Source organism: Bradyrhizobium sp. (assembly GCF_049519115.1).
Classification (GTDB): domain Bacteria; phylum Pseudomonadota; class Alphaproteobacteria; order Rhizobiales; family Xanthobacteraceae; genus Bradyrhizobium.
On record NZ_JBEKRB010000045.1, the window covers coordinates 41,754 to 48,085 of the forward strand.

At 61.1% G+C, this 6,332-nt stretch carries 6 protein-coding genes; all 6 read left to right on the plus strand.

Features of this window, described 5'->3' with window-relative positions; translation table 11 throughout:
• Positions 1-10: 10 nt before the first annotated feature.
• The 6 genes from ABSE61_RS27420 to ABSE61_RS27445 are packed head-to-tail and all read left to right on the plus strand — an operon-like array spanning position 11 to position 5,901.
• On the plus strand, positions 11-736 hold the full coding sequence (locus tag ABSE61_RS27420; RefSeq protein WP_423874285.1) for an amino acid ABC transporter permease: 726 nt from the start codon (positions 11-13) through the stop codon (positions 734-736).
• 24 nt (positions 737-760) lie between these two features.
• Positions 761-1,495 carry an amino acid ABC transporter ATP-binding protein gene (locus tag ABSE61_RS27425; protein ID WP_423874286.1) on the plus strand — a complete coding sequence of 245 codons (735 nt, stop codon included), beginning with the start codon at positions 761-763 and terminating at the stop codon, positions 1,493-1,495.
• A 20-nt stretch (positions 1,496-1,515) separates the two neighbouring features.
• Entirely contained in the window at positions 1,516-2,679 is a 1,164-nt protein-coding gene (locus ABSE61_RS27430; protein WP_423874287.1) for a M20 family metallopeptidase, read from the plus strand.
• A 1-nt stretch (position 2,680) separates the two neighbouring features.
• On the plus strand, positions 2,681-3,781 hold the full coding sequence (locus tag ABSE61_RS27435) for a mandelate racemase/muconate lactonizing enzyme family protein (RefSeq protein ID WP_423874288.1): 1,101 nt from the start codon (positions 2,681-2,683) through the stop codon (positions 3,779-3,781).
• A complete protein-coding gene (locus ABSE61_RS27440) occupies positions 3,774-4,946 on the plus strand; it encodes a M24 family metallopeptidase (RefSeq protein ID WP_423874289.1) in 1,173 nt (390 codons plus the stop codon). The genes ABSE61_RS27435 and ABSE61_RS27440 overlap by 8 nt, the downstream gene beginning before the upstream one ends.
• Before the next feature lie 31 nt (positions 4,947-4,977).
• Positions 4,978-5,901 carry a dihydrodipicolinate synthase family protein gene (locus tag ABSE61_RS27445; protein WP_423874290.1) on the plus strand — a complete coding sequence of 308 codons (924 nt, stop codon included), beginning with the start codon at positions 4,978-4,980 and terminating at the stop codon, positions 5,899-5,901.
• Positions 5,902-6,332 lie beyond the last annotated feature (431 nt).

Consider the following 6,332-nt stretch of genomic DNA (forward strand, 5'->3'; position numbering starts at 1 on the left):
AGGGTTTTCCATGTCGATCGATCTCGTCTTCCACTATCTGGTCTCGCCGAACTTCCTGCGCGGAGCGGGAATGACCCTGATGCTGACCGTTGCGTCGCTTTTCTTCGGAGTCGTGATCGGGCTCGTCCTTGCACTGATTCAGGAGAGCCGGACGCGGGCCGGGAGAATAGTCACGCTCGCCTATCTGTGGCTGTTTCGCGGGACGCCGGTCCTGTTCCAGATCATCTTTATCTACAACGTGCTGCCTTCATTCGGAATCAAACTGTCGGCCTTCGTCTGCGCCGTTCTGGCCCTGTCCTTGAATGAAGGGGCTTATATGGCGGAAATCCTGCGTTCGGGTTTGCAGGCGGTGAAGAAGGGCCAGCGCACGGCCGCTCTCGCGCTCGGCATGACCGCCGGTCAGATGATGCGCCTCGTTGTTATTCCGCAGGCGGCGCGAATCGTGCTGCCGCCGATCGGTAACCAGATGATCGGCATGCTGAAACTCAGTGCGCTCGTCTCGGTGATTGCGGTCGAGGAACTGCTTCTTGTCGCCAATCAGACCGCAAGTGCGGATTTCCGCTATTTCGAAGCGCTGACCGCGGCGGGAATTTATTACCTGGCCATGACGACAGCCTTCATGGTTTTCCAGGTTCTGATCGAGACCGCGCTCGACCCCAAGAAGCGCCAGCGGATGCGGAAAACTTCTTTGACCGAGCGGATGCTCGGAATCACAGAACCATTTGCGGTTCGCTAGATACAGAGGCAACCGGTCGCCGCCATGCAGCATCTTCTTGAGATCGTGGGAATCAATAAGAGCTTCGGTTCGTCGCGGGTGCTCAAGAACTGCAGCCTCACGGTCGGTCCCTCCGAAACCGTTGTCATGATCGGGCCGTCCGGTTCCGGCAAGTCGACGCTGTTGCGCTGTGTCAATCTTCTGGAAACGCTCGACAGCGGCGACATTTTTTTCGAAGGCGAGAACATCACCAAAAACGGCCGGCCGGCCCATTTCGTGCGCCGGCAGATCGGCATGGTGTTTCAGAATTTCGAGTTATTCGGTCATCTCTCCGCCATCGAAAACATCATGCTCGCCCCGGTCAAGATTCTCGGTCTCAGCCGCGACGACGCCCACGACATTGCCACGGAACTGTTGCGCAAGGTCCAGATTCCGGAAAAGGCCGATTCATTCCCGGACGAATTGTCTGGCGGACAGCAGCAACGCGTGGCGATTGCGCGGGCGCTGGCGATGAAGCCAAAACTGATGCTGTACGACGAACCGACATCGGCGCTCGATCCCGAGATGATCCGGGAGGTGCTCGATGTCATGACGACGCTCAGCGCGGAGGGCATGACCAGCATCGTGGTGACGCACGAGATGGGATTTGCGCGCCGTGCGGCGGATCGGATCGTCTTCATGGAAAAGGGCGAGATCATCGAGAGCGCGAATAGCGATCAATTCTTCAACGGCACGGTCAACGAGCGCGCGCGGCGCTTCCTCGACCAGATCCTCCACTGATAAAGACCGGAACGCCGCCTATGTCCTTTTCCCCCGATGTCGGTCGTATGAAGCGAGAACTCGCCGCTCTCATCGCGATCGACACGCAAAACCCTCCGGGACATGAAGCCAGGGCTGCACAATATGTACACGATCTGCTCGTGGCTGAAGGATTCAACGTCTCGCTTCAGGAATACAAACCGGGTCGTGTCAACGTGATCTCGCGAATGGAGAACGGCGCCGGCCCGGTTTTCGCTTTCAACACCCATATGGACGTTGTGCCGGTGGGGGAGGGCTGGTCTTCAGATCCGTTTTCTCTGAAAGAGGCCGATGGCAAGCTTTATGGGCGTGGCGCCTGCGACTGCAAGGGGCCGCTGGCGTCGATGCTGGAAGCCATGCGCATGCTCGCAGCCGATCGGGCCGCATGGTCCGGTACTCTGCTGGGTGTCTTCGTCGCGGATGAGGAAATCGCGAGCGAGGGCGCCAAGTTTTACGCCGTTGGACGTCCAAAGATCGATGCCGCCGTCGTCGGCGAACCAACTTCGAACGCGACGTTTTCCGCGCATAAGGGCAGCCTGCGGCCGGTCGTGCGGGTGCACGGCGTGGCCTCTCATTCCGGTACGCCGCATCTTGGCGAGAATGCAATCTACCGCGCCGGCGAATTGCTTGGCTTGATCGCGGAGCATCACGAGAAGGTCGTGCGCCATCGGAGCCACCCATTGGTCGGCGCCGCGAGCCTGACGGTGACGAGGATCAACGGCGGTCACGCCGACAACGTGCTGCCGGCTGGCTGCGATCTCTTGCTCGACCGCCGGATGGTGCCGGGCGAAAACGAGGATGCGGTCAAACGTGAGATCGGTGATCTGCTTCTGCTTGCTCGTCAGCGTTTCAGTTTACGCGCCGAGATCATCGACTACAAGGCGACCACCGGCGGTGCGACCGAGACCCCGATCGACCGCCCCATCGTTCAGGCGAGCCTTGCCGCGAGCCGTGCCCACGGCGTTGCCAAGCCGGGACCTTACGGCTTTCAGGGTGGCTGCGACCTCGTGCACTTTTCCGGGATCGGGGCCGAAGGAACCGTCATCGGCCCGGGCGACCTGGCCGTCGCCCACAAGCCGGATGAATTCGTGCCGACGGATGAATTCATCACCTCAAGCCTCATCTATCGCGACGTCGCGGTCGCCATGCTGAAAAACGGAGCCTGAGTTGCGCGCATCGCTCTATTCGGGGGCTCTTCACTATGGCGGCAATCTGGTGCTGCACACCGCTTCGTCCGGCAGCATCTCGCAGCTTTCGGAAATCTATTTGCGTCTCGACGATGGGGCGACCTCCGGCGTCGGTGAGGTCAGGGCGAATATCGCCTATCTCAACGGTTATGCGCCCGAAACCGTGACGCAGGAGACGATCGCCGCCGTCAGCACCGTCGACTGGGCGCGCGATCCGGCCGACATGCTGGCGAAGCTGCCGGAATGGGGCGCGCGCCTGATCACGCCCGTGCGGGCGCTGATCGACTGCGCATTGCACGACCTGGTCGCGCGGCGCGCCGGCGTGAGCGTTGCGGCGTTCCTTGGCAGCGGAGAACGGGTGATGGTCTGGCCGACCAACCAGTCGCTGTTCATCTCATCGGAGGAGACGTTTCTGGCGCAGGCGCAGGCCTACGTCGATCGCGGCTTTCGGAATCTCAAGGTGCGCGTCGCCGCCGGGCACTTTTCCGAGGATCTGCATCGGATCGCGGCGTTGAGGGTCAAATTCGGCGACCAGATCAAGATTGCCGCGGATGCGAATGGCCGCTGGTCGGAGGCGGAGGCGCTGGACAATCTCAAGGCGCTCGCTCTGTTCGGTATCGTCTATGTCGAACAGCCCGTGGCCGCTGGCGACTGGAAGGCCATCGATCGCCTGGCGGCGCAAAGTCCTGTCCCGGTGATGCTGGACGAGGGCGTTGCAGGTCTCGACGATGTCACCAGGATCTGCGGTTATGGCGGCAAGATCTACGCGCATCTGAAGCTCGTGAAGTTCGGCGGCATAGCCCCGACCATGCACGCGGCGCGGCAGCTTGCTCGCTCGAATGTGCCTTTCATGATCGGACAGATGAATGAAGGCGCCGCCGCTACGGCCGCTACGCTTCACGTCGCCTGTGCGACCTCGCCCGCCTTTGCGGAGCTCTACGGTGCCGACGGACTGATCGACGATCCTGTTTCGGGCATTTCTTACGATAACGGCACGGTGCGGGCGAATGATGCGCCCGGTCTTGGCGTCACCTTCAATCCCGCGACCACACGCTTCATCGGAGACTACGGAAATGGATAGTGCAGGCGTCCTGCAAGGTGCAGAATCGGCTTTTCCCAAAGCGGAATATGAACAACGGGTCGCACGAGCTCGCCGGTTGCTCGAAGCTGCCGGTATCGACGCCATGATCGTGACCGGACCGGAAAATATCTTCTATCTCACCGGTCAGCAGACGCCTGGCTACTACACCTTCCAGGCGCTGGTGCTGCCGGTCGATGGCGAGCCGGCCTTCGTCGTTCGCCAGCTCGAATATTTCAACCTCGTCGCCAACACTTTCATCTCCGGCGCCCAGGTCTACCAGGATGGCGATCAGCCGGTAAATTTTCTGGTCAATGTCATCAAATCGCGCGGCTGGGCTTCCAAGCGCATCGCCATCGACAAGCGCGGCTGGTTCTTACCCGTTGCGACCTATGAAGCGTTGCGCGACCAGCTCGGCGAAATCAGGGATGGCGCCGGCATCATCGAGCAGCTGCGCATCGTCAAGTCTGCGGCCGAACTCGAGAAGATCGCAACGGCGGCGGGCTATGTCGATGCCGGCATGCGCGCAGGATTGGCCGCGATCAAGGCCGGCGCCAGCGACAACGATCTGGTCGCGGCCATGATGGGGCAGGCGATCGCCGCAGGCTCCGAATATGTCGGCATGGAGCCGTTGGTATCCGTCGGCCGCCGCTCCGGCGTCCCGCACGGTACCTGGCGCCGCTCCAAAATCGCCGCCAACGATCCCGTGTTTCTCGAAATGGCCGCGTGTCACGACCGTTACCACGCGGCGCTGATGCGATGCGCGTGGCTGGGCAACGCACCGCAGGTTGCGATCGACATGGAGCGGACCTGTCAGGATGGCTTGCAGGCGGCGATCGATGCCATCAAGCCCGGAGAGCCGTGCGCGGCGCCGCATCTAGCTTGTCAGGCGGTGATCGATCGCGCCGGCTACACAGAGAATTTCAAGAAACGCGCGGGCTACAGCATCGGCATTTCGTTCGCGCCCGATTGGGGCGAGGGTGGCATTCTCAGTCTTTATACGGGCGTCACCACCGAACTGCGCCCGGGCATGACGTTCCACATCCCGGCGGCGGTGCGCATCTACGGCCAGTTCACGGTGGGCGTCAGCGAAACGGTCGTCGTCACGGAGAAGGGATGCCGTCCGCTCGGCAAGGTCGCCCGGCCGATGCTTCGGCTCGCCGCCTGATCACCCAATACGCACACGAGGACAAGAGATCATGAAGGATATCAACGAGTGTCAGGCGCGACTGCGTGGCCTGTTCAATATCACCGTGACGCCGTTCAAGACCGACGGCAGTTTCGATCATGCGGGCCTTGCGCGGAACATCGAGCGCGTGATCGGCCTCGGCTTCGACGGCATTCTGATCGGTGGCACCTACGGCGAGTTTCCGGCGATGTCGACCGATGAGCGCGCCGACCTGTTCCGCCGCGTCATGGACGTTGTCGGCGATCGGGTTCCGGTAATGCTGTGCACCGCCGGCTCGGATGTTCGCGTGGTCCGCGAATTGACCACGCTGGCCGGTGAGTTCGGTGGTCTGCCGATGGTGACGCCGCCGTTTGTATCTGAGGTGACGGATGCGCAGATCGTCTCGTTCTTCCGCGAAATCGTTCCGCTTTCGCGCACCGGCGTGCTGGTCTACAACGCGCCGGGCATCGGCATTACGCTGTCGCCGGCGATTCTGGAACAGCTCAGCGATATTGACGGCGTGGTTGGCGTCAAGCAGGGCGACCTGTCGCCGACCGCGATCGACCAGATAGCGAACCGGATCGGTGGACGAATCAAGCTGTTCTGCGCCTCCGATCTCGCGTTCCTCGGTCCGATGATGTGTGGGTTCGACGGCATTAGTTCGACCAATAGCTGCGCATTGCCCGAACTCATCCTTGATACCTATCGCGCGATCGAGAACGGAGATGCAGCGAAAGCGCGTGACCTTCACCGGCTTTGGTATCCGTTTCGCGCGCTTGCGCGCGAACTTGGTCAGCCGCAAACCACCAAAGCTGCGATGAACCTTCGCGGCTTCGACGGCGGTTCGGTCCGTCGGCCGTTGCGCGATCTCGATCCGGCAATGGTTAAGCAAGTGGCGGAGGTCTTGCGCTCGATTGCCAGCGACCGGCGATCGAGCGTCGCGTTGGCGGCGTGACGAAGAAGCTCGGCTTGGTTGTGCACATTCCGACGGACAAGGGTTTCCGCTGGCGAATGCAGGTCGATGATGTCGCCGGAGGTTGGGGCTTTCACGGCAGCGCGCGGCTTCGGTGACCCGCTACGATCAATATTGCACTCCATCTCGAGCGTCCATTTCTCGCCGTCCTTGCGGCGGCGAAAGGTCTCTGCCACGTAGCGGTTCTTCCTTCGGACCTGGACGCGCCAGTTTCCAGATGGCGACTGAGTGAAGGTCGTGTGCACTCCCTATTTGGTGTGAGCTAAGTGTGCACCGAGAGGTCAAAACGGGTACAAACGTGTGCAATTTTCGTCTAGTTTGGAGTGCACACGTTCTTCTCTTATCCTATTAGGAGTGTAGGTTAAACTATTGAAATACCAACACTATCTATTTTCCGTCGCCCCGATGATGGA